The organism is Marinobacterium nitratireducens (assembly GCF_014645375.1).
Lineage (GTDB): Bacteria > Pseudomonadota > Gammaproteobacteria > Pseudomonadales > Balneatricaceae > Marinobacterium_A > Marinobacterium_A nitratireducens.
This window is the reverse complement of the sequence record NZ_BMLT01000006.1, coordinates 85572-104410: the sequence shown is the minus strand read 5'-3', so window position 1 is coordinate 104410 and position 18839 is coordinate 85572. Positions and strand designations below refer to the sequence as shown.

15 protein-coding genes are annotated in these 18839 nt (G+C 64.8%); 5 read left to right on the top strand and 10 right to left on the bottom strand.

Going from position 1 to position 18839, the window contains the following annotated elements; all coding sequences use genetic code 11:
* Positions 1-74: 74 nt before the first annotated feature.
* The 6 genes from IEX85_RS12890 to IEX85_RS12865 form a co-directional block, all read right to left on the bottom strand.
* A complete protein-coding gene (locus IEX85_RS12890) occupies positions 75-1130 on the bottom strand; it encodes a threonine aldolase family protein (RefSeq protein WP_229721907.1) in 1056 nt (351 codons plus the stop codon).
* The gene (locus tag IEX85_RS12885) at positions 1130-2395 is read right to left on the bottom strand and encodes a M24 family metallopeptidase (RefSeq protein WP_188861020.1); all 1266 of its coding nucleotides are present in this window, start codon (positions 2393-2395) and stop codon (positions 1130-1132) included. The genes IEX85_RS12890 and IEX85_RS12885 overlap by 1 nt, the downstream gene beginning before the upstream one ends.
* Before the next feature lie 196 nt (positions 2396-2591).
* Positions 2592-3032 carry an OsmC family protein gene (locus IEX85_RS12880; RefSeq protein ID WP_188861019.1) on the bottom strand — a complete coding sequence of 147 codons (441 nt, stop codon included), beginning with the start codon at positions 3030-3032 and terminating at the stop codon, positions 2592-2594.
* A gap of 143 nt (positions 3033-3175) precedes the next feature.
* Positions 3176-3754: an RNA 2',3'-cyclic phosphodiesterase gene (gene thpR, locus IEX85_RS12875; RefSeq protein ID WP_188861018.1), complete on the bottom strand. Its 579-nt coding sequence runs from the start codon at positions 3752-3754 to the stop codon at positions 3176-3178.
* A 106-nt stretch (positions 3755-3860) separates the two neighbouring features.
* Positions 3861-4820 carry a coiled-coil domain-containing protein gene (locus tag IEX85_RS12870; RefSeq protein WP_188861017.1) on the bottom strand — a complete coding sequence of 320 codons (960 nt, stop codon included), beginning with the start codon at positions 4818-4820 and terminating at the stop codon, positions 3861-3863.
* Between the two features lie 83 nt (positions 4821-4903).
* Complete coding sequence (locus IEX85_RS12865) at positions 4904-6301, bottom strand: sodium-dependent transporter (RefSeq protein ID WP_188861016.1); 1398 nt, start codon at positions 6299-6301, stop codon at positions 4904-4906.
* A 692-nt stretch (positions 6302-6993) separates the two neighbouring features.
* On the opposite strand from IEX85_RS12865, the gene IEX85_RS12860 reads away from it, so the two are divergent.
* The 3 genes from IEX85_RS12860 to IEX85_RS12850 all read left to right on the top strand — a co-directional run bounded on the left by IEX85_RS12860 (position 6994) and on the right by IEX85_RS12850 (position 12024).
* Positions 6994-10041, top strand: coding sequence for a transglycosylase domain-containing protein (locus IEX85_RS12860; protein ID WP_229721906.1), 3048 nt, complete (start codon positions 6994-6996; stop codon positions 10039-10041).
* 132 nt (positions 10042-10173) lie between these two features.
* The gene (locus IEX85_RS12855) at positions 10174-11406 is read left to right on the top strand and encodes an Aq_097 family APC-type transporter (protein ID WP_188861014.1); all 1233 of its coding nucleotides are present in this window, start codon (positions 10174-10176) and stop codon (positions 11404-11406) included.
* A 165-nt stretch (positions 11407-11571) separates the two neighbouring features.
* Positions 11572-12024, top strand: coding sequence for a CBS domain-containing protein (locus IEX85_RS12850; protein WP_188861013.1), 453 nt, complete (start codon positions 11572-11574; stop codon positions 12022-12024).
* Between the two features lie 30 nt (positions 12025-12054).
* Here the strand turns inward: IEX85_RS12850 and IEX85_RS12845 are convergent, their stop codons facing one another.
* Positions 12055-13983 (bottom strand): RecQ family ATP-dependent DNA helicase, encoded by a 1929-nt coding sequence (locus IEX85_RS12845; protein ID WP_188861012.1) that lies wholly within the window; start codon positions 13981-13983, stop codon positions 12055-12057.
* 284 nt (positions 13984-14267) lie between these two features.
* Between IEX85_RS12845 and IEX85_RS12840 the strand changes: the two genes are divergently transcribed.
* Positions 14268-14648 carry a VOC family protein gene (locus IEX85_RS12840; protein ID WP_188861011.1) on the top strand — a complete coding sequence of 127 codons (381 nt, stop codon included), beginning with the start codon at positions 14268-14270 and terminating at the stop codon, positions 14646-14648.
* A gap of 352 nt (positions 14649-15000) precedes the next feature.
* Positions 15001-15180 carry a hypothetical protein gene (locus IEX85_RS12835; RefSeq protein ID WP_188861010.1) on the top strand — a complete coding sequence of 60 codons (180 nt, stop codon included), beginning with the start codon at positions 15001-15003 and terminating at the stop codon, positions 15178-15180.
* Between the two features lie 171 nt (positions 15181-15351).
* Here the strand turns inward: IEX85_RS12835 and IEX85_RS12830 are convergent, their stop codons facing one another.
* The 3 genes from IEX85_RS12830 to IEX85_RS12820 form a co-directional block, all read right to left on the bottom strand.
* A complete protein-coding gene (locus tag IEX85_RS12830; RefSeq protein WP_188861009.1) occupies positions 15352-16215 on the bottom strand; it encodes a prenyltransferase in 864 nt (287 codons plus the stop codon).
* Between the two features lie 304 nt (positions 16216-16519).
* On the bottom strand, positions 16520-17848 hold the full coding sequence (gene pepQ, locus IEX85_RS12825) for a Xaa-Pro dipeptidase (protein WP_188861008.1): 1329 nt from the start codon (positions 17846-17848) through the stop codon (positions 16520-16522).
* 46 nt (positions 17849-17894) lie between these two features.
* Positions 17895-18836: a LysR family transcriptional regulator gene (locus IEX85_RS12820; protein ID WP_188861007.1), complete on the bottom strand. Its 942-nt coding sequence runs from the start codon at positions 18834-18836 to the stop codon at positions 17895-17897.
* Between the last annotated feature and the right edge of the window lie 3 nt (positions 18837-18839).

The following is an 18839-nucleotide window of genomic DNA, read 5'->3' as shown; positions in this document are numbered from 1 at the left end:
CTACTGTGGCACCGGCCAAGGGCCGGCCTCATGAGGGGTCGAACCGGGGCCCGACCGATACGATGGGGCTGGCGTCAGCGCTCTGCCGCCAGCCGCGCAACGGCATCGACGAACGCGTCGATATCCGCCGGCGAAGTGTCGAACGAGGTCACCAGCCGCACTTCTGTGCGGGTTTCGCCCCGCAGCGCGAGACAGGGCGTCAGGCGCTGAATGTCCTCGAGCCAGGCATTGGGCAGCTGCGCGAATACCAGATTGACGTCCACCGGCTCGCTCAGCATCACCCCATCGATGGCGGCGAGCCCCTGGCCGAGACGCCGCGCCATGGCATTGGCGTTGGCGGCATTGCGCCGCCACAGCTGGTTGTCGAAGTAGGCCAGAAACTGGGCCGCAAGATAACGATGCTTCGATGCCAGCTGCATGCCCTGCTTGCGCAGATACGGATAGGCCTGTTGCAGATCCGGATTCAGTATCACCAGCGCCTCCGCCATCATCAGTCCGTTCTTGGTGCCGCCGAAGGACAGCACGTCGACCCACTCGACGAGTTCGGCGAAGCTGGCATCGAGCGCGACCGCGGCATTGGCAATGCGCGCTCCGTCCAGATGCACCAGCAGTCCCTGCTTGCGGGCGAGCTCGCCGAACGCCCGCAGCTCCCCGAGGCTGTACAGCGTGCCGCGCTCGGTGGCCTGCGACAGCGACAGCACCCGCGGCCGGTTGCGGTGCACGCCGCCGCTGTGACCGGCCGCCAGCCGGGCTTCGATGGCATCCCGGGTGAGCTTGCCGTTCGGCGCCGGCACCGGCGTCAGTTTGCACCCCACGAAATGCTCGGGCGCGCCGCACTCGTCGACCAGCAGATGCGCCAGCTCCGAGCACAGCACGCTTTCGTGACTGCGCAGCATGCCCTTGAGGGCCAGCACGTTGGCGCCGGTTCCGTTGAACAGCAGAAGCGTCTCGCTGCGCTCGCCGAACAGCTGTGCGAAACGCTCGAGCGCCGCCTCTGTCAGCGCGTCGGCGCCATAGCCGGGCGCATGTCCGCGATTGATCTCGGCGAGTTTCGCCATCACCTCCGGGTGCACGCCCGAGGCGTTGTCGCTGGCCAGCAGGTGGCGGAAATCGGTGTTCATCTCAGGCATCAGCGCACCAGCACGCCGCGCCCGACCGAGGTCAGGAATTCGCAGCCGTGCGGCGTCACCTCGACGGTATCGGACAGGAAGGCGTCACCCTGCCCCGACCCCAGCAGCCAGCTCATCAGGTGGAAGGTCATGCCCTCGCGCAGGCGCATCTGGGAATTGCGTCGCAGGCCGACCGGAACCCCGCTGCCGGACCAGCTGGGCGGGTAGCCGATACCGATCGAGTAGCCGCAGTGGTGGCGCGAGTAGTGCGAAAGGCCACTGCGGTCCAGTACCGCCTGCCAGGCTTCGTAGACATCGCCGGCCAGCACGCCGGGCCTGATGGTATCGGCCGCCGCCATCATGGCATCGCGGCAGATGTCGTTGGCCTGCTTCGCCTCTGGGGGTTCGTGGCCGATAAACACCAGTCGCCCGATGGGGGCGTGGTAGCGCCTGGCACAGCCGGCCATCTCGAGAAACAGCAGGTCTCCCTGCTGCAGCGCCCGATCCTCCCAGGTGCCGTGCTCGTGCGCCAGGTTGCCGGTCGAGCGCACCAGCGGCACGAAACCCGGGTAGGTGCCGCCGCGGCGGAACATGGCATCGTAGATCGCCGCCATGATTTCGCGGTCGTTGATACCCACCCCCGCAGCGGCGATCGCCGAGAGCATCATCGAGTCGGAAATCGCCGCGGCCCGTCGTGTCAGCTCGAGCTCCGCCGGCGACTGCAACACCCGCACGTCGTCCACCAGGCTCTCCAGCTGCTGCCAGTCGGCATCCGGCACCCCGTTCATGATGCCCTCGGCGATCGAATACGGCAGGAAGGTGCTGTTCATGTCGATACCGATCACGGCCTTCGCCAGCCCCGCGTCCTCCAGCGCTCTGACGGTCTCCCGAACCGCGGCGGACGGCATCAGATAGGGGCGCCGGCGCGGCTCCCGTGTCGGGGTGCCCATGGTCAGGGACCAGGTATCGTCGATCACCGGCGCAGCGTCGCCGGGTGCGGGTTCGGTGCCGTCGGCGTAACCGACGTGCAGCACGTCCGGCGCCTGGTCGCGCACCGTCGCCTTCTCCATCGCACGGGTGATCAGCACCGGCTGACCGTCGGACGGCAGTATCAGCAACTGGCAGGCGAAGTAGCCCTGGTGGTCAAGACCCGTCAGGTAGTAAATGTTTTCCGGGCTGGCGATCAGACAGGCGTCGAGCCCGCGTGCCGTCATGCCTTCCCTGACCTGCTGACGGCGCCGCTGGTACTCGGCATCGTCGAAATAACGTCCGCTGATATTGTCCACGAGGGCACCTCCTGACAGGGCGCTAAGGGCTGCTGAATACCTCCACTCTGGGCAGAAGGCCTGGGGAGCCCTGTTAGCAGGCTCGCTAGATCAGCGTAGTGCCACGCAGGTGCGGAATAAAACCGAAATGAGAAAAAATCATGTTCAAGCAGAGCCGGACGGGTATCGTCCAGCCCTGTGGAGGAGGGTGCGAGACTCAACTGCCGGATTCGTAAATATCCAACGATAGCGCCGTTTCCGCGAGCAACGAGCGGGTTACGAGACAGGCCGACTCCGACTTTTCCAGCAGCTTGCCGGCGCGCGTGGCATCCTGCCCCGGCGCGAGGCCGAGACGGGCCTCTGTATGAATTTTAGTAAAGCGCGTGACACCTTCGACACGGTCGAGCGTACCGCTGCTGCGGACCTCCAGTTCGCGCCAATCGAGTCCGGCGTTGCGGGCGACGGCCCTGAAGGTGAGTATCAGACAGTCGGCCACCGCTGCCATCAGCAGCTCCTCCGGCGACCAGCGGTCACCGGGGCCGCCGAACTGTACCGGGGCAGCCCCCGCTATCTCGGGCTTGCCGTCGGCGCGGGTATTGACGTCCCCCTCGGCGCTGGCACTGGCAAAGACGTCATAATGATGGGGTAATGCTTGCATGCTGTTCCCTCTGCAGAGAGTCCCAGTATAGACCCCGGTTCCGCAGCTGTGGTGACAGCGGTCAATGAAAAGGTCAGGGGCAGGCAGCAGCGCCCGGCCAGGCGCGGAACACCGGGCGCGGAGGGAGGGGCGCTTTCCGCCGGTCAGGCGTAGCGGGCGCGCTGCAGGCCATACTGCAGCGGGACCTCGAACAGCGGCGTGTAGAGGGAGCCGTGACTGCCGGGTTTGCTCTGATACAGCACCACCGACGAAGCCGGAAAGGTCAGATCCAGCGAGGGCCAGCTTTCCGGTGCGCTGAAACGATTGTCGGCCTCCAGGCGTCCCAGGGTGACATGGGGGCGGAAATCGGTCTCCTCGTGCAGGACGCCGGCCGCAGCGGCCACCCGTACCATCAGCCGGTGCATCTCCATCAGCTCGTTGCTGCCGTCGCTGATGGCGGCGACCACCGCCAATTGCCGACTGACGCTCAGGTAATCGAATGCGTTGAGCTGAATCTGCAGTGGTTCGATGCCTTCCAGCCGTGCCCTGCTCTCGCGTTCGAGCCGCTCGACCTGGGACAGGGTGATATCGCCCAGAAAGCTGAGAGTCAGGTGGTAACTTTCGGAATCGACCCAGTCGACCTCCATGTGGCGGTCGTAGGCGCAGAGCGAATCGGCCTGGTCAGCCAGTCGACGGACCGTCTGGTCGCCGAGCTTGAGTGCAAAGAATGCACGTATGTTCATCAGTGGTGTCGTGTCCTTCAGGTCGAACGGATCATTGTGCCTTGCGACAACAGCCGGCGCAATGATCCGACGGGTGCGCTACAGCATAGACCATGCGAAACGCCATTCATTGCATCCGGCGTTGTAATTCGTTGAGCTGTGCACGCAGTTGCAAAAGATTCTGGTTGAACTGGCGGCGACTGCCGTCTATGGCCTGGATAGCCTGCTCGTTGACTCGCACCCGACGACCGAGGTCGGCGGTTCCGGCCCCCTGCTCCAGCGCCGCGAGACGCTCGCCAAGCCGGCCCAGCGCCGCCTGCTGATCCGCCTTCAGCGCGGCCACCTGCTCCGCCTGCATCTCCTCGCTGACACGCACCTGGGTATCCAGTGCCGCCAGCGAACGCCGCAGCTCGTCGAGCGTCTGATCCAGCTCGCTGCGAATCTCGCTCTGGCCGGCTTCGAGCCCGCTCAGGGACGCCAGGCGGCTGTCGATATCGGCCTGGCGCTCGCCGAGTGCCGCCAGCGTTCGGGACTGCTCTTGGACCCGGGACGGCAGCGGCGCCAGCTGCTGCGACTGAGCCGCGAATGCCTTGTCCTGCGCCTGCTGCGCCTGGCCCAGAGATTCCAGCCGCGCCGACTGCTCGGCCAGTTGCGTCTCCAGCGTCTCCAGCTTGGGCTTGTTGCGCTGGTAAGCGATGGTCCAGAGCTTGGCGATCTCCGAATCGAAGTGGCTGTATTTGGCCTCGGCGGCCGAGGCCTGTGCCTCGAGACGCCCCCGCAGGCTCTGGCCCGACTGGGCCGCACTGTCGCTGGTGACCTCGAGCAACTGTTCCACCTCGGCCAGGCGGCCGCTGGCCTCGGCGAGCAGCGCCTGACTCTGCCTGAGATCCTGCTGCAGACCGTACCCCCAGTAGGCAAGACCGCTGGTCGCGCCGGTCAGCAGCACCAGTACCAGACTGTGCAGCAGGTAGCCACCACGGGCCGGCGGCGCCTGGTCTCCCCGGCGTGCCGGAGCGGCCGGCCGTCGCGGCTCACCGCCCCCGGCCGGGCCCAGTTGCGGAACGTCGAACTCCTGCGGACGACTCATAGGCGTTGTCAAACTCTTCAGCAATCGATGCCGGTCACCCTAGCAGCTTTCACGCCAACGCAAAAGCCGCCGGGAAGCGGGGCTCAGACCAGGTTGTAGATGAATACCACCAGCACCGCCGCAGGACTCAGAAAGCGCAGCACGAAGCGGAACAGCGCCCAGGCCAGGCCCTCTCCGAGCCCGATCAGATCACGCAGAGTCTCCGGCTTCATCACCCAGCCGGCGTAGAGCGCGATCGCCATGCCGCCAAGCGGCAGCGCCAGGTTCGACACCAGGAAATCGAACAGATCGAACAGTGTCTTGCCTTCGAACCGCCCGATAAAGGCCAGGGGATGGAAGTCCGCCCAGTGGTTGAACGACAGCACGGTGCAGATGCCCAGCGCCCAGATCAGCGCGCCTGACAGCAGCGCACCGATCTTGCGCGCCACACCGCGATCCTCGAGCCACTCGACCACCGGTTCGATCATCGAGATCGCCGAGGTGATGGCCGCCACCAGCAGCAGGAAGAAGAACAGCGAGCCGAACAGGACGCCACCGGTCATCTGGCCGAATGCCAGCGGCAGGGTCACGAACAGCAGTCCGGGCCCCGCGCCCGGCTCCAGGCCATTGGCGAAAACCAGTGGGAAAATCGCAAGGCCGGCCAGCAGCGCCACCAGCGTATCGAGCACGCCGATCGTTATCACGGTACGGGCGATATTGACCTCGCGCGGCAGGAAGGAACCGTAGGCCATCATCACGCAGATACCGGTGCTGAGGGTGAAGAAGGCGTGCCCGAGAGCCGTCAGCACGCCTTCGGTCGAGAGCTTGCTGAAATCGGCGGCGAACAGGAAGTCGACTCCGCGGGCGAAATCGCCCTGGGCCATGGCGTAGCCCACCAGCACCAGCAGCAGCACGAACAGTAGCGGCATCAGCAGGTTGATCGCCCGCTCCATACCGGCATTGACGCCGGCGCCGACGATCGCCACCACCATCAGCATGAAGACCGAATGCCACAGCAACAGCGTGCCGGGGCTGCCGAGCAAGCCACCGAACAGGGCCCCGATGGCCTCGGCATCGGCCGCGCCGAAGTCGCCGCTCACGGCATGGCCGATATACGCCAGCGACCAGCCGCCGACCACCGAATAGAAAGACAGCAGCACGAAGGCCGCGACAAACCCCATCCAGGCAACCCAGCCCCAGCGCGGCGAAGCCCCGTCCGCCTTGGCCAGTTGCGCCATACTGCGCACCGGACTGTGACGTCCGCGGCGACCCAACAGCACCTCGGCCGCAAGAATCGGCAGTCCGACCACGGCGATGCAGGCCAGATACACCAGCACGAAGGCGCCACCGCCGTTTTCGCCGGTAATGTAGGGGAATTTCCAGATATTGCCGAGGCCGACGGCGGAGCCTGTGGCGGCGAGAATAAACGCCAGCCGGGACGACCACTGGGGGCGCGGTGTCGCGGCGCCTGCGGCATCGAGACCTGAAGCGGTCCTGGACATCGATCTATCTCCTGATTGCGGGACGCCGGCCGGGATGGTGCCGGCGTCCCGATCCGCGGCGGGTGGCCGCAGATCCTGCTGCTGTTATTGGCCCGGTCGAAGCCGGATTTTCGAAAACCCGCAAGCATACCATGATCCGCCGGCTACAACCCGCTAACGACGCCGAACAGCGGGGATAATGCAGTTTTGTCGCCTTGGCCGAAGCGCGATCGGCAACGGTTCCACAGATTCTGTGATTGATAAGCGTCCCGCGCAGGTCCACAGAACAAAATTTTATCGTCCCGGGGACTGGCGCGCGAAGTGCCGTGCCTGCTATTGATAGTAATGAACGCTGCCTACAATCTGCTCACCGGCAATACAAAAGCGCGCGTCTGCGCATCACTGAATACCGGACGCTGTTTTTATATCGGTTCAGGGCATCGGCTGCACCCGTCTGCCGGCGGCTGCGCCCGGGTGCGGGCAGCTCGATGACGTCATCTATACTGATACTCGATTGCTCGTCGCACTTGAACGACAGGGACGAACCCGGCTGGCGTTGAGCGAATGTTCGACTTCTATCGATTGGCAGGGCCACAGGAATGGGCGCATTTTGGCAATCCGGGGTCCAGCGGATCCGGGACGGGGAAAATCACAGCAGCAGGCCTTGGGAAACCGCTCCGTCGCGGCAGCCCCGTTCGCGTCCTTCTGCACAGATGCCCCGCAAACACAGGGCGCGGCGACGTCTGGCCGCCGTTTTGCTGTTCTGGGTGTCGCCACTGCTCACCATCGGCGCTCTGGTTGGACTGCTGGCCGCCCACGAGATGCGCACCGCCGAATTCCAGGCCCGGGTACTGAGCCGATACGCCACCGACCTGAGCTACTCGGTACAGCCGGGACCGAGCGACGCCATCCTCTACCCGCAGTTCGGTCCCTTCGACGTTCGTCTTGGCTACGCCCGGCTGCCGGCGCTGCTCGAACGTGCGCAACAACAGAACTTCGAGATCCGGGAGCAATCGCGCTTTTCCGAGGCGCTGATGGATTACAGCCAGCGCGGCTTCTACCCGCCCTACCCGGAAAAGTCCCACGCCGGCCTGACGCTGTTCGACTGCCGCGGCGAAACGCTTTACAGCTTCAGCTATCCGAAGCACAACTACGAAACCTTCGCGTCGATCCCTCCGGTGATCGTGCAAAGCCTGCTGTTTATCGAGAACCGCGAGCTGCTCGATACCGACAAGCCGATGTCCAACCCGGCGGTCGACTGGCCGCGCTTCGTCAAGGCGGCGCTGACGCAGGTCGGCAAGCGCCTGGACATCGAGGGCCAGTCCGCCGGCGGCAGCACCCTGGCCACCCAGCTGGAAAAATACCGCCACTCCCCCGACGGCATCACCTACTCCGCGGCCGACAAACTCAAGCAGATGATGTCCGCCAGCGTGCGCGCCTATCAGCAGGGCCCCGAAACCCTTGAATGGCGCCGGCGGGTGGTGCGCGACTATCTCAACAGCGTGCCTCTGTCCGCCGCTCCCGGTCACGGCGAAGTGCACGGTCTGGCAGCCGGGCTGTTCGTCTGGTTCAACACCGATTTCGACCAGGTCAACCGGGCCCTCGCCGACAACAGCGACGCCGCTGCCCTCGAGCGCGGCCTGGCGCTGCGTCAGGTGCTGTCGCTGCTGATCTCGCAGCGCCGTCCGTCCTACTATCTCAACGCCGGACGCGAGGAACTGCACACCCTGGCCGACAGCCACATCCGCCTGCTCGCAGACGCCGGCGTGATCGACGCCCGCCTGCGCGACGCAGCGCTGCAGACCCGGGTGCGGTTTCGCGACTGGTCCCGCGAGCCGATCCGCCACCAGGTGGACACGTCCAAGGGCATCAACGCCGCCCGCGGCCGCCTCTCGAGCCTGTTCGGCGCCCCCCTGTACGAGCTGGACCGCTTCGATCTGGAAGCCGGCAGCCCCCTCAACGGCGAGCTGCAACGCCAGGCCAGCGAATACCTGCTCAAGCTCGCCGATCCCGAGTTCGCCCGCGAGGCCGGACTCTACGGCAAGTACCTGCTGAACCCCAACGACGACACCACCTCGCTGCGCTACAGCCTGACGCTGTTCGAACGCTCACCGCAGGGTAATCTGGTGCGGGTGCAGACCGACAGCACCAACCAGCCGTTCGATATCAACGAAGGCAGCAAGCTGGAACTGGGCTCGACCGCCAAGTTGCGGGTGCTGGCGCACTACCTGACCGTGGTCGCCGAACTGCACGACCGCTACTCGGGCATGACCGCAACCGCGCTGCGCGAGGTGGAGGTGATGCCCAACGACTACATTACCCACTGGGCTATCGACTACCTGTCCCGCAACGCCGACCAGAACCTTCCCGATATGCTCGAAGCGGCGCTCGACCGGCGCTATTCCGCCAGTCCCTGGGAACGCTTTCAGACCGGTGGCGGCCTGCATACCTTCCAGAACTTCAATCGCGACGACAACCGGCGCCGACCGACCATCCGCGAGGCGCTGCGCCACTCCATCAACCTGCCGTTTATCCGGCTGTTCCGCGACCTGGTGCGCTACAGCACCTATCAGACCCCGGGAAACGCGGCCGCGCTGCTGAAGAACGACGACAACCCGCTGCGCGAGCAGTATCTGCGTCGCTTCGCCGACCGCGAGGGCCGCGTCTTCCTGATGCGTTTCTGGCGCAAGTACGACGGCAAGTCGCCGGCGAAGCAGGTCGAAACCTTCCTCGCGGGCCTGCGTCAGACGCCGGTGCGGCTCGCGGCGGTGCACCGCTACCTGATGCCGGAGGCGCGCCGGGTCAACTTCGACGTGTTCATGAAAGAGCAGCTGCCGGACGAACAGTTCGACGAGAAGGAACTGGCCAAGCTCTACGACGACTACGGCCCCGGGCGCTGGAATCTTAACGACCAGGGCTACATTGCCCGGGTCCACCCGCTCGAACTGTGGCTGCTGCGCTACCGCCTCGAGCACCCGGTCGCCAGCTTCGCCGACGCCGTCGCGGCCAGCGGGGAGGAGCGCCAGGAGGTCTACCGCTGGCTGTTCAACTCCCGCCACAAGAGCGCCCGCGACAACCGTATCCGCGTACTGCTGGAAGTGGAGGCGTTCCTGGATATCCACGAGCGCTGGCAGCGTCTTGGCTACCCGTTCAGCTTTCTGGTGCCATCGCTCGCCACCGCCCTTGGCAGTTCGGGCGACCGGCCGGCGGCACTGGCCGAGCTGATGGGCATCATTCTCAACGACGGCGTACGTCTGCCCACCGTGCGCATTCAGGACATGACATTCGGCAGCGGCACGCCTTACCAGACCGTTCTGGCCCAGAATCCCGACAGCGCGGTCCGGGTGATGCCGGCCGAAGTGGCCCAGGCTCTGCGCGGCGCTCTTTCCGAGGTGGTCTCCTCCGGCACCGCGCGCCGTCTCTACGGCAGCTTCGACAGCCCCGATCATCCGCTGGTCCTGGGCGGCAAAACCGGCACCGGCGACAACCGCATCGACCGCTTCGACCGCTTCGGCCATATGGTCAGCTCGACAGCCGTCAACCGCACCGCGACCTTCGTGTTCTACCTCGGCCCCGACCATTTTGGCACCCTGACCACCTTCGTACAGGGCGAAGCCGCCGACGACTTCTCCTTCACGTCGTCCCTGCCGGTGCAGGTGCTCAAGGGCATGGCGCCGCTGCTCAAGCCCTATCTCGAAGCCGGCGCCAGCACCCAGTGCCGTGCGCCTGAGCCGGCGCTGCAACAGGCCAGCGCCAACTGACCGTTGCAAAACCGGCCATACGCCCGCTTTGTGACGCTTGCGCGACGGAGGTTTGCGCCATCGGCATGGACCCGCCTCCGGCTACGATCAATAATCGCACCTCGTGTTGAATGCAGTACCGGAGCGCCAGCCATGGAAACGGGTAACTTTTCTCTTCTCGACGGTCTGCTCCTGGGGCTGTCATTGACGCTCTCCGGGCTTATGCTCAGGCGCAACGTGCGCGACTGCAACTTCTGGCGCGCCACCGTCACGCCGCTGGCCTCGATCATCGGCAGCGGCTTTCTGGTGGTGGTGCCCCTGCTCGCCGGCATTGCCGGTACCGCATCGGTTGTCGCCATCTCCGGCATCATCCTGCTGTCGTTCTGGCTGGGGTCGGCGATCCGTTTCAACATCCGTTATGACGGGCGCGGGGCGATGGCCCAGGAAACGCCTCTGGCGGCAACGCTCGAGCGATTGTCGGACCTGGCGCTCGCCTTCGCCTACGTAATCTCGATCACCTTCTATATTCGTCTGCTAAGCGGCTTCGTGCTAACCGGCGTCGGCGCCTATACCCTCTTCAATGCCGACCTGCTGGCAACGCTGGTACTGGCGTTCATTGGAGGCTACGGACTGAGCCGCGGCCTCGGAGGCCTCGAGCGACTGGAAGAATACTCGGTCACCATCAAGCTGACGATTATCGCGGCACTGCTGGCCGGACTGCTCTGGCACGATATCGGCCACGGCTACGATCTCTCGGGATTGCCCCAGACCTCCGGGGATCTCTGGCAACTGCTGCGCCAGCTCGGCGGCATGCTGCTGATCGTTCAGGGCTTCGAAACCTCCAAATATCTCGCCTCGCGCTACAAGGCCAGGCTTCGGGCACGCTCCATGCTGCTGGCCCAGGTGCTTGCTGGGGTCATTTACATTGCCTTCGTGGCGCTGGCCATGCCGCTGATGGCACCGTTCGCCATCCAGACGCCGGACGAAACGGCAATTATCGGGCTTTCCGGTCAGATCACCCTGGTGCTGCCGCTGATGCTGGTACTGGCGGCTGCCCTGAGCCAGTTCAGCGCCGCCATCGCCGACACCATCGGCGCCGGCGGAGTGGTCGAGATCGAATCACGGCAACGACTCTCCGCCCGCGTCAGCTACCCGATCATCGCACTATTGGCCGCGGCGCTGACCTGGTCCACCCATATCTTCGAGGTCGTCGCCCTCGCCTCCCGCGCCTTTGCCTTCTATTACCTGCTGCAGGCACTGCAGGCCGCCCGCCTCGCAATGGACGCAGCCTCAGGGAGGCGCCGCTACCTTCGGGTCTTTGCCTATACCCTGCTGGCACTGGCAATGGGCGCAATCGTGCTGTTTGCGATTCCGGTAGAGGCCTGAGCCGCGCCCGGACCTGGGCATTGTTTTCCCGGCGCCGACGGATGCAGCCGAACTCTTCTATCATGCAAGAGTACAGACCCGATCAGGATAGGGTCCTCCGTCGCCGGGCGCCAGCGAAGCCGGATTGCTCCTCGGTTGTGCGCCGAAACTTGCGGGAGATCGACAATGTCCGTAGGCGAGATCTGCAATCGCGAAGTCATCGTTATCGACCAGGAGGAAAACATCAGCGACGCCGCGCGCCTGATGCGTAAGCACCATGTCGGCAATGTGGTGGTGGTACGCCAGAGCGACGATGCGACGCGGGTGCCGGTCGGCATTCTCACCGATCGGGATATCGTCATAGAGTTGCTGGCGCGGGACGTCGATCCCGACGCCCTCTCGGTGGGCGACGCCATGTCCTACGATCTGCTGACGCTGAACGAGAACGACGAAGTCGACGAAGCCATCAAGCAGCTGCGCGCCAGGGGCGTGCGCCGGGCGCCGGTGGTCAACGGGCGCGGCGAACTGGCCGGCATCCTGGCGGTGGACGATATCGTCGAGCTGCTCAGTGAACAGCTGTCGGACCTGGTGGAGCTGCTCAAGCGCGAACAGCAGGTGGAGCGACAGCGACATCCGTAGGATGCCGGTAAGCGCAGCGCACCGCACCGATCAGCCGGAACCAGAGCTCGCCATCAGCTGCGCCTGCGCCTCGTCCAGCACCTGCCGGAACGGCTGCGACGCCAGACTGCCATAGGCTGCATGCCTGCGCAGACGGAAGGCCGCCGGACTCGACAGGCCGCAGAGAAAGCGTGCCAGCTGGCGAGGATGCCTCAAGGCTTCCTGGCCTTCCGCGATCAACGCCGCAACGGCCTTTTTCTGCACCTCGGTCAGCGGGGACTCTGCCTGTCTTGGCAGCACGCGCGGCGACGGGTCGAGACAACTGGTGCACTGGCCGCACGGCTGCGCCAGCTCGTCGCCGAAGTAACCGCACAGCTGCGCCGGCAGACAGCGGGTATCCGCGGCGTAGTCCAGCACCTGCTGCAGACGGGCCAGGCTCTGCTCTTCACGCCGCACGAAAAGATCCCCGAGGCGGGCACCGAGTTCGTTAAGGTCCGGCTGCTGCAGTCGCCGGTACTGCTGGCGCACGCCCTTGACCTGGGTGCCGATCAAGCCCTCCTGCTCCAGATACTGCAGCGCCTTGAGCAGCCGCTCGCGCGGCTCGTCCAGCGCCGCGGCGGCCTCGGTTACGTCCAGCGTCAGCCAGACGCGCCCCTGCTTGCCGGCGGCGAACAGGCGCTGCAGAAAGTCGGCCCGGCGCGGATCGAAACGGGCCACTATCTCCTCCTCCGGCACCTCGAAGCGAATCTGATAGGTGCTGTAGAAAGGTCCCAGGCCGGCGATCACGCCTTCGAGCTCCAGGTAGGTCAGCACGGTGCCGATCACCAGTGGGCGGATATCGAAGCGGTTCGACAGCTCGTAGGTCGAGATGTCGAAGCGCTCGCCCAGCGTCAGCAGGTGACCGACCAGCCCCTGCAGATGCTCCGGCACCGGCGTGTCGCCGTAGGTGAAGTTCTCCAGCACGCGCACATCGTCCGGACAGGCGAACAGTTCGCAGCGCGACGGCTGGCCGTCGCGACCCGCGCGCCCGATCTCCTGCATGTAGTTTTCCAGCGATTTGGGCAAATGGTAGTGGTAGACGGCGCGGATATCGGCCTTGTCGATGCCCATGCCGAAGGCGATGGTCGCCACCACCGTGCTGGTTTCACCAGCCATGAAGGCGTTCTGAATCGACTCGCGCAGTTCCGCTTTCATGCCGGCGTGATAGGCCTGCGCCCGGATACCGGCCTGCTGCAGCTGCGATGCGAGCCGTTCTGCCTGTTGCTGCAGCGTGACATAGACGATGGTCGCCGCCTCCGGTGCGGCTGCCAGCCGCTGCAACAATAACGCCAGCCTGTCGTCTTCGCGGCAGATGCTGACGCCCAGCGCGAGGTTGGGACGGTAGAAACCGGTCTGGATATGATTGCGTGGCGGAATGCCGAACTGACGACAGATATCCGCGGCCACCGATGGCGTCGCCGTTGCCGTGAGCGCCAGTACCCGCTGCACACCGATATCCCGGGCCAGCTGTGCCAGCTTCAGGTAGTCCGGGCGGAAATTGTGCCCCCATTCCGAAATGCAGTGCGCTTCATCCACCGCCATCAGACCGATTTGCAGACCCTGCAGCAGCGACAGGAAGCGCGCATTCTGCAACCGCTCCGGCGCGACATACAAAAGCCGCAGTTCGCCGGCGCGCAGCTGCCGGTAGATCTCACGGACCTCGTCGCCGCTGCGACTGGAGTCGAGTCGTGCTGCGGCTATGCCCCGGGCCTGCAGCGCCGCGACCTGATCCTGCATCAGCGCGATCAGCGGCGACACCACCAGCGTCAACCCGTCGATCAGTAACGCCGGCAGCTGGTAGCAAAGGCTCTTGCCGCCGCCGGTGGGAAACACCGTCAGCGCCGATTCGCCGGCGAGCAGACGGTCAATGGCCTCCTGCTGGCCGGCGCGAAACGCCTCCAGGCCAAAGGTCGATTTCAATACTTGCAGTGCTTCAGTCATGGCCGGTCGCTCCCTCTCTGGCATGATGATTAAACCCCGGCCCCGGCGTCGATCGCAAACGCATCATCCCGGAGCGCCCGTGGCAGTAACGTTCGGCAGCCGCGGGAAGCGGGGTGGAATTTCCGAACGCAAATGTGACAACAATCCTTGTCGACATTTGTCCCGTCGATATGCAGTATAGGAAACCGGCCGGACGCGATCTTCGCGATGCAGCCCCGGATACCGGGGGCCGGCAACTCAATATCGGAATTTTTCCGGGATACAGATTTTCAAGGAAAACAACTATGTTCAGTCATATCATGCTCGGTGCAAATAACGTCGAAGCATCGAAAGCCTTCTACGACGCCGCCCTCGGCGTACTGGGATGCAAGCCGGGCGTTCTGAATGCAAAGGGTGCCTGCTTTTACTTCACCGACACCGGGGTATTTGCCGTCACCAAACCGATCGACGGCAAGCCCGCGAGCAAGGGCAACGGCAGCACCATCGGATTCGCCGCCCAAAGTCAGGAAGACGTGGACAGCTGGCATGCCGCCGGCCTCGCCAATGGCGGCAGCCTGTGCGAGGACCCGCCGGGCATCCGCGAAAACGGCGACCTCAAGATGTATATCGCCTACCTCCTCGACCCCTCCGGCAACAAGGTCTGCGCCCTGCACCGCATCGCCTGAAGTCGGTGATGTCGATGGTTGCCGGCCCGGCAGCCATCGGCTCAAGCTTTCGGACATGGATTTGGCACCCAGCAAAACCTCACCAGGCCGCCCACCGACGTCCCTTTCGCCGTGACTCGCCTACAATACAGGGCCGGGCGTATTGGCTGCGTCGAGGCATCACTGAGATGAGCGTTGATGTATCTCTGTAGTTTCGGTACAGGTGGCTGTTAATGACGCGACGCCGGGCAAGTCGCGGCCAGCGAAAAAGTGGTCATGTTTTACCCAGCTGCCGCCTTGAGAGGCTCTGAGACAGGCATGTTAGTACGTGCTGTGGCTGGTGATAGAGCCCGACAACCGCAGAGGTGACACTATGAGCAATGGCAATCGAACCGGCGACAAATCCAACTGGGCCATTGGCGGTGGCGTATTACTCGGGCTTGGGATTGGCCTCATCGTGCTGCAATTTTCAGCTTTGGCGTTCGTCGGTTCACTGATAGCCGGAACCGGTGTCGGTTTAATCATTACCGCCGTGCTGTCACCTAAAGACTGACTATCGGGAACGGCATGCCGGTCTGTCTCTTCCCATCTGTCAGCGCCGAAGCAAGAGGGTGAAGCGCGCTTTGCTCTGCTCTGCACCACTGCTGCGTTGATCATACACCCCCTGGCGGCCAGCACACTCCAGGTCCTGCTTTGCAGCCAACCGGCCGCCCGCCTGGCCCGTCTATATCCTCCAAGGGTTGGCCAGGGCTACGCAGAACAGCACTCCGAAGCCCAGCAGAAGACGCGCAGTGGCGGGCGTCAGCGGCTTGCGCAGCTGCTGCGGTGCTCGCAGCAGGCGCACGGGCTTTCGCGCCAGCAGCAGGCTCGGCAGCACCCAGAGTGCGCCGGGCAGAAGCCCGAACAGCAATAACAGCGCCGTCCAGAGGAAAGCCGCGGCCAGCAGAACCAGGTAGAGCCGGCTCGCGGCAGCGTAACCGATGCGCACGGTCAGGGTGCGCAGGCCATCATGCCGGTCGGATTCGTAATCGCGCAGCTCGTTGCTCAGCAGCAGCAGCGAAACCAGCAGGCTTACCGGTACCGTCTTGAGGAGCAGCGGCAGCGTCAGCGATGCACCCAGTGCCACGGCGCTGCCGGCGATCATCAGCACGCCCATCAGCCAGAACACCAGCACCACTCCGAGCCCGCGGTTCTTGTAGTTGACCGGCGCGAGGGTGTACCCGAGAGCGCCGGCCAGCCCCAGCAGGCACAGACCGAGGAAACCGAGCCCCCGCAGGGCGACGAAGTACAGCCCGACCACCGCGGCCAGCATAAAGCAGAGCATGCCGGCCCTGAAGTTGCGCCGGATCGCCCGGACCACGGATTCGTGCCCCGCGCCGACACGCAGTTGCCGGATATCGGCGTGATCGTTGATCAGGTTGACCCCGGCCTGCAGCAGCACCCCGCCCAGAAGCACCAGAGCGGCGTCGAACGGATGGACCGGCTGCAGCAACCTTGCCTGGACGATGCCGATCAGGCAGGTCACCAGCGCGACCGGAAAGGAAAACGGCCGCAACGCGCGGCGAAAGGCATACTTCCCTGTATTCATCGAAAGGTTCCAGACGTCGGAGAGACGCTCGGATTATCGCACCGATGATGGGCGATGCCGCTATCGAATTTCAATAGCACCCGCTACCGCGTTGGCCGGCACTGCGCCAACCCTATTGAAACGAGCGGATGCGGCGCCCTTCGACAGGATTCTACAACGCGAGAGCGGACGCGGTTGATGGGTTACGCCGCGTCAGACGCCGTAACATCCTTACGCTAAGGCAGTCTTGCGGCTTCACCCATCCTACAGCTATCTCCTTGTGCAGGACGCTTCGCCGCGGGGCGCGGCTCCCACAGTTCGACTGTCAGAACCCTTCCTGGCCGGCCGCGGCGAAGGCGTCCCGCGTGAAATTCTCGCTGCCCTCCTCCGTAACGGCAACGTTGTCCTCGATACGGATGCCGCCGTACGGCAGCAGCGCTTCGACGCCGGACCAGTCAACGACACGACCCGCCGGGGCCTGTCGCAGCCGTTCGAGCAGGGAGGGGATAAAGTAGAGGCCGGGCTCGATGGTCACCACGTAACCGGGCTCGAGGGTGCGGGTCAGGCGCAGGAAGGGATGCTCCAGCGGCGGTTCGCGCAGGGTACCGACGCTGTCCTGCTGCCAGCCGCCGACGTCGTGGACCTGCAGCCCCAGCAGGTGGCCGAGGCCATGGGGGAAGAAGGTGCGGGTGATGCCCTGCTCCAGCTGAGCCTCGACCGAGGCCCTGACCAGACCGCTGTCGGCAAGAATCTGCGCCAGCCGTTGATGCATCTGCCGGTGCAGCTCGGGGAAGTCGGCCCCGGCCCTGACCTGCGGCAACAGCGCCTGCTGCGCGCTGTCGAGCGCGGCGACCAGTTCGGCGAAGCGCGAGGAAGCATCGGCGACGTGGGTACGGGTGATGTCGGCGGCGTAGCCCAGGTGCGTGGCGCCGGCATCGAACAGCAGGGTGCGATGCACGGCGGGTATCTCGCGCTGCTGGAACTGGTAGTGCAGTACCGCGGCATGCTCGTTGAGCGCCACGATGTTGTCGTACGGCAGATCGCGCTCGTTATGATCGGTGGCGGCCAGATAGCCCTGATGAATGCGATACTCGCTGGCGCCGGTAGCGAACAGTTGTTGCGCGGCGATGTGGCCCGCCGCGGCGATATGGTTGGCGCGACGCAGGCACGCCAGTTCCCAGTCGGTCTTGATCGCGCGCTCGAAGTCGAGGCGAGTCATCAGCGCGGCCGGGTTGTGCTGCCAGTCCTGCGCGGCAAAAGCCGGTCGCTCGGCGGCGATCAGGGCGGTGCGGCCAAGACCCGCGAGCGCCGTGCCGAGCCAGTTCGGGTCGGCGAAGCACTCGATCTCGAAGCAGCGGGTCCAGTCGCCGGTCGGCGCTTCCGGGGTCTGGTGCCAGAAGTCGTCCGGACAGTAGAGGTAGAGTACCGGCATGCGCCCGGGGCGCAGCAGCAACCAGCTGCCCGGGTGCTGGGTCAGGTGCGGCAGCCACTGAACGAACGGGGGGTGGGCGCGAAACGGATAGTGATTGTCATCGAGGAAGCGGCGCGGCGCCTGGCCCGAGCCGAGCAGCAGCGCCTCCAGGTTGCAGGCCTGTAGCGCGCGGTCGAAACGCGCGCTCAGGATCTCGATATGCTGTTTGAAAAGTTCGTGCATGGGAAAGTTATCTCCGGTCCCGGACGGGACTGATTTTGATGCCGCCTCAGATGGCCGAGCGCGGCGCCGCATCGAAGCGTTCGTGCAGCAGAGCCCAGAGCGCTTCGAGATTGGCATTGTGGTCGTGCCGACGCCGGTACAGCCGGACCTGCAGCGGTATCTGCCAGCGATCGCCACCGGCAAGTCCGAGCTGGCCGTAACGCAGGCTGTCGTCGATCAGGCGCCGGGGCACCCAGCCAAGACCGAAGCCTTCCTTGACCATCGCCTTGACGCTGACGGCGTGGGCGTTTTCGTTCATGGTCACCAGTTGCGGCGGCTCCAGCTGCTGCTGAATGAATTGCTGGATCACCGGCCGCGCAAAGGCGCTCTCGTGGTAACCGATGTAGGGCAGCGGCTCGCGCGGACTGCCGGGCAGGCGATACAGCGGCTCGCCGTTGTCGTCGAGGGCGCTGATCGGCACCAGCACCTCATCGGCAACGGTGAGGAACTCGAAGCGTTCGTCATCCAGCGCCTGCATGAACTCGATCGACGGATGCCAGTAGCACAGCGCCAGATCGGTCTCGCCCTGGGTCAGGGCGTTGACGAAATCGGCACCGACCCAGGCGGTCGATTTGAGGTTCAGTTCCAGCTCCAGTCCCTGTTCCTGACAGAACGGCTGCACCCAGGCATTGTAAAAGCTAAGGTAAAGGGTCTGGGTGGTGGCGAAGTGCAACCTGCTGTCCTGCTGTTCGCGGATTTCGTTGCAGCGCGACTTGGTTTCGCGGGCGATGCGGGACATCTGTTCCGCGCCGGCAAGGAAAACCTCGCCCGCCGGCGTCAGCGACAGCGGCAGGGTGTTGCGGTCGATCAGGGTGACGCCCATCTCCTCTTCCAGCAGCTTGATGCGCCGGCTCAGCGTGGGCTGGGTGACATTGCGCTCGTCCGCGGCCCGGGAAAAGTGTCGCGCTTTCGCCAGTGCGATAAAGTCATCGAGCCACCTGACCTCCATGGC

Excerpts from the sequence above, each read along its gene's own strand:
- IEX85_RS12890 (WP_229721907.1), bottom strand. The coding sequence starts at position 1,130 with ATGCCTGAGATGAACACCGATTTCCGCCACCTGCTGGCCAGCGACAAC.
- IEX85_RS12880 (WP_188861019.1), bottom strand. The coding sequence starts at position 3,032 with ATGCAAGCATTACCCCATCATTATGACGTCTTTGCCAGTGCCAGCGCC.
- thpR (WP_188861018.1), bottom strand. The coding sequence starts at position 3,754 with ATGAACATACGTGCATTCTTTGCACTCAAGCTCGGCGACCAGACGGTC.
- IEX85_RS12870 (WP_188861017.1), bottom strand. The coding sequence starts at position 4,820 with ATGAGTCGTCCGCAGGAGTTCGACGTTCCGCAACTGGGCCCGGCCGGG.
- IEX85_RS12865 (WP_188861016.1), bottom strand. The coding sequence starts at position 6,301 with ATGTCCAGGACCGCTTCAGGTCTCGATGCCGCAGGCGCCGCGACACCG.
- IEX85_RS12860 (WP_229721906.1), top strand. The coding sequence starts at position 6,994 with ATGCCCCGCAAACACAGGGCGCGGCGACGTCTGGCCGCCGTTTTGCTG.
- IEX85_RS12855 (WP_188861014.1), top strand. The coding sequence starts at position 10,174 with ATGGAAACGGGTAACTTTTCTCTTCTCGACGGTCTGCTCCTGGGGCTG.
- IEX85_RS12850 (WP_188861013.1), top strand. The coding sequence starts at position 11,572 with ATGTCCGTAGGCGAGATCTGCAATCGCGAAGTCATCGTTATCGACCAG.
- IEX85_RS12845 (WP_188861012.1), bottom strand. The coding sequence starts at position 13,983 with ATGACTGAAGCACTGCAAGTATTGAAATCGACCTTTGGCCTGGAGGCG.
- IEX85_RS12840 (WP_188861011.1), top strand. The coding sequence starts at position 14,268 with ATGTTCAGTCATATCATGCTCGGTGCAAATAACGTCGAAGCATCGAAA.
- IEX85_RS12835 (WP_188861010.1), top strand. The coding sequence starts at position 15,001 with ATGAGCAATGGCAATCGAACCGGCGACAAATCCAACTGGGCCATTGGC.
- IEX85_RS12830 (WP_188861009.1), bottom strand. The coding sequence starts at position 16,215 with ATGAATACAGGGAAGTATGCCTTTCGCCGCGCGTTGCGGCCGTTTTCC.
- pepQ (WP_188861008.1), bottom strand. The coding sequence starts at position 17,848 with ATGCACGAACTTTTCAAACAGCATATCGAGATCCTGAGCGCGCGTTTC.
- IEX85_RS12820 (WP_188861007.1), bottom strand. The coding sequence starts at position 18,836 with ATGGAGGTCAGGTGGCTCGATGACTTTATCGCACTGGCGAAAGCGCGA.